Source organism: Zoogloea sp. (assembly GCF_044344315.1).
Classification (GTDB): domain Bacteria; phylum Pseudomonadota; class Gammaproteobacteria; order Burkholderiales; family Rhodocyclaceae; genus Zoogloea.
The window spans coordinates 1-3,542 of sequence record NZ_JBIJDC010000188.1 but is presented as its reverse complement, the minus strand read 5'-3'; the positions used below and the strand labels follow the sequence as shown (position 1 = coordinate 3,542).

General features: G+C 68.2%; 4 protein-coding genes. All 4 read left to right on the top strand.

Annotated features, from left to right (window positions below; genetic code table 11):
- Positions 1 to 100: 100 nt before the first annotated feature.
- The 4 genes from dmpG to ACIQ09_RS21940 all read left to right on the top strand — a co-directional run bounded on the left by dmpG (position 101) and on the right by ACIQ09_RS21940 (position 3,434).
- Entirely contained in the window at positions 101 to 1,144 is a 1,044-nt protein-coding gene (dmpG, locus tag ACIQ09_RS21955; protein WP_398314513.1) for a 4-hydroxy-2-oxovalerate aldolase, read from the top strand.
- 66 nt (positions 1,145 to 1,210) lie between these two features.
- Positions 1,211 to 2,146, top strand: a complete 936-nt coding sequence (locus ACIQ09_RS21950) for a catechol 2,3-dioxygenase (RefSeq protein WP_398314511.1) — start codon at positions 1,211 to 1,213, stop codon at positions 2,144 to 2,146.
- 18 nt (positions 2,147 to 2,164) lie between these two features.
- Positions 2,165 to 2,920, top strand: a complete 756-nt coding sequence (locus ACIQ09_RS21945; protein WP_398314509.1) for an SDR family NAD(P)-dependent oxidoreductase — start codon at positions 2,165 to 2,167, stop codon at positions 2,918 to 2,920.
- An 85-nt stretch (positions 2,921 to 3,005) separates the two neighbouring features.
- Complete coding sequence (locus ACIQ09_RS21940; RefSeq protein ID WP_398314507.1) at positions 3,006 to 3,434, top strand: tautomerase family protein; 429 nt, start codon at positions 3,006 to 3,008, stop codon at positions 3,432 to 3,434.
- Positions 3,435 to 3,542: the final 108 nt, after the last annotated feature.

Here is a 3,542-nt window from a genome sequence, read left to right as displayed (position 1 = left end):
CTGAAGTCGCCCCTACCGGATGCCGCAGTCGCCCATCCGAGCTGAAGTCGCCCCTACCGGGTGCCGCAGCATCGCTACACCCTTTACATCGGAGAGACTCATGGATCTCAAAGGCAAGAAAATCATCCTGCACGACATGTGCCTGCGTGACGGCATGCATGCCAAGCGCGAACAGATCAGCGTCGACCAGATGGTCAAGGTCGCCACCGCCCTGGACGCGGCGGGTGTGCCCTATATCCAGGTCACCCACGGCGCCGGCCTGGGCGGCAATTCCCTGCAGCACGGCTTTGCGCCCCACAGCAACGAGGAATACATCTCGGCGGTGGCGGCGAAAATGACCCAGGCCAAGGTGTCGGTGCTGCTGATCCCCGGCCTGGGCACCATGCGCGAGCTGCAGTCGGCCTACGACTGCGGCGCCCGCAGCGTGCACGTGGCCACCCACTGCACCGAGGCCGACACCGCGCCCCAGCACATCGCCTTTGCCCGCAAGCTGGGCATGGACACCACCGGCTTCCTGATGATGGCCCACCTTAACGACCCCGAGGGCATCGCCCGCCAGGGCAAACTGATGGAGAGCTACGGCGCCCACACGGTGTATGTCACCGACAGCGCCGGCTACATGCTGCCGGACGACGTGAAGGCCCGCATCGGCGCCCTGCGCGCCGTGCTCAACCCGGAAACCGGGATCGGCTTCCACGGCCACCACAACCTGGGCATGGGTATTGCCAACTCCATCGCCGCCATCGAGGCCGGCGCCACCCGCATCGACGGCTCCGCCGCGGGGCTGGGGGCAGGGGCGGGCAACACGCCGCTGGAGGTCTTTGCCGCCGTCTGCGAGCGCATGGGCATCGAAACCGGTGTGGATCTCTTCAAGCTGATGGACGTGGCCGAGGAGCTCATTGTGCCGATGATGGAGCACGTGGTGCGCGTCGATCGGGAATCCCTGACCCTCGGTTTTGCCGGGGTGTACTCCACCTTCCTGCTCCACTCCAAGCGCGCGGCTGACCGCTTCGGCGTGTCGGCCCGGGACATCCTGGTGGAGCTGGGGCGCAAGAAAATGATCGGCGGTCAGGAAGACATGATCATGGATACCGCCATGACCATGGCCAGGGAGCGCGGCCTGCTCAAGGCCGTGGCCGCATGAAGACACGGACGGGGTGCCCACGCAGGCACCCCGCAGTAGCACCCCCATCCACCAACGGAGACAAAGATGGCACTCAGAGGATTGCTTCGCATGGGCGAAGTGGCGATACGCGTACTCGACATGGGCGAAGCCCGCGAGCACTACGGCAAACGCATGGGCCTGCACGAGGTCATGACCGACGCCGCCGGACAGGTGTATTTCAAGGCCTGGGACGAGCACGACCACCACTGCCTGGTGCTGCGCGAGGCGGAGTCGTCGGGCATGGACTACTTTGCCTTCAAGGTCTTCGACGACGCGACACTGGATGAGCTGGAGCCCAGGATCCGCGCCTTCGGCCTGCAGGTGGAGCACATTGAAGCCGGGGTGTACCCGAAGAGCGGGCGGCGCCTGCAATTCACCCTGCCGAGTGGTCATGTGATGCAGCTATATGCCCACAAGGAGCAGACCGGCAACAGCCTGCCCCTGCTCAACCCGGGGGTGATGCCCGACGAGGGGGTGATCCGCGGCTTCCGCATCAACCGCCTCGACCATGCCCTGCTGGGCGGCGTGAACATCGACGCGTCGGCCCGCCTGTTCACCGAGGTGTTCGGTTTTGATCTGAGCGAGCGCCTCATCGACGCCGAGGGTGGCCAGTCCCTGGCCCTGTTCCTGAGCTGCTCCACCAAGCCCCACGATATCGCCTTCGTGCTGCAGCCCACGCCCGGGCGCTTCCACCATGTGTCCTTCCTGCTCGAATCGGTCACCGACGTGATCCACGCCGCCGATCTGATCGGCAAGTACCGCATCCCGGTGGACGTGGGCCCCAACCGCCATGGCGTCACCCGCGGCGCGACGATCTACTTCTTCGACCCGTCAGGCAACCGCAACGAGGTCTTCTCCGGCGGCTACGTGCACTACCCGGACACCCCGACCCTCACCTGGGACACCACCGAACTGGGGCATGCCACCTTCGCCCAGGACAACGTGGTTCGCGAGAGCTTCCTGACCGTACTGACCGGCTGAGCCACAAGGAGCAAGCACATGAACAAGCGTGAAGAACTGGCCGTCGTCGTCGGTGCCACCGGCGCCTTCGGCAACGCCATGGTGGAGCGTCTCGCCGCCGCCGGCCTGGGCGTGGTGGCGGTGGCGCGCAGCGCCGACTCCCTGGCGGCCCTGCGGGAGCGGGTGCCCGGGCTGGTGGCCTGTGCCGCCGACATCGCCAGCGACTCGGCCATCGCGGTGATTGCCGCCGCGGTGGACCGGCCGGTGCGCATGGTGGTGCACGGCCCCGGCGTGACCGTGGCCGGCGGCATCCTCACGGCGCCCACGGCGACCATGGTGGACGCCGTGAACATCAAGGTCGGCGGTCTGCTGCGCCTCAGCCGGGCCGTGGATAGCTGGCTGGCGGCGGGCTCGCGGATCGTCGCCATCGGCGGCCACTACGGCTTCGAGCCTACCGCCTACGCGGCCTCGGCCGGGGTGGCCAACGCCGCGCTGGTGAATGTGGTGCGCCAGCTCAGCCTGGCCTATGGCCCCCGTGGCGTCACCGCCCACCTGATCGCCCCGGGCCCGGCCGACACCGAGCGCCTGCGCCGGGTTGCTGCCGACAGGGCCGCGCAGCGTGGCATTACGGTGGATGCCGTGCTGGCCGAGATGCTGGCCGAGTCGTCCATCGGCCGCTTCACCACCCCGGAGCAGGTGGCCTGGGCGGTGTCCATCCTGCTCGCGCCCGAGGCCGACGCCATGACCGGCTCCAGCCTGATGCTGGATTCCGGTCGCCGCCGCGGCCTGCCCTGAGCAGGCGTTCCGCTTGCCGAGATCCAGGTAGGGTCGAACGAACCCGACCCTACCTGGCCCATAGACATCGCCCAGGAGCCAGACCGTGCCCATCGTGAATTTTCATCTGGTCGACGGCATGAGCACCCCCGAGCAGGACGAGCGCCTGCTGATCGGTGCCTGCCAGTTGTACGCCGAGGTGCTGAAGGCACCCCTGGAGCGGGTGCGGGCCTTCATCACACTCCACCGCCCCGGCCAGTTTGCCGTGGCTGGCGGCCTGTGTGCCCACAACGGCCTGCATGCCCCGTTCTTTGACTTCATCGTGCTCGACGGCCGCCCCCTCGACGAACGCCACCGCCTGCTGCGCGGCTTCACCGAGCTGCTGGTGGACACCCTGGGCGTGCGCCGCGAGCTGGTCCGCGGCAGCTGCCGCCGTGTCGAACCCCAGGACTGGGCCATCGGCGGCGAACCCGCCAGCGTCATCCGCAAGGACGAAGTCGCCGCCCGCGCCGCCCTGAGCACCCCACCCCCGTAAAGGAGCCCCAACCCCGCCTTCCGCAGGGCAGCGACCCCCACGCAGTGGGGTGAGCGTGGGGGCTCAAGCCTGCCGTCGGGCCGCCCCAAGGCAGGCGCTCGCCCCCTC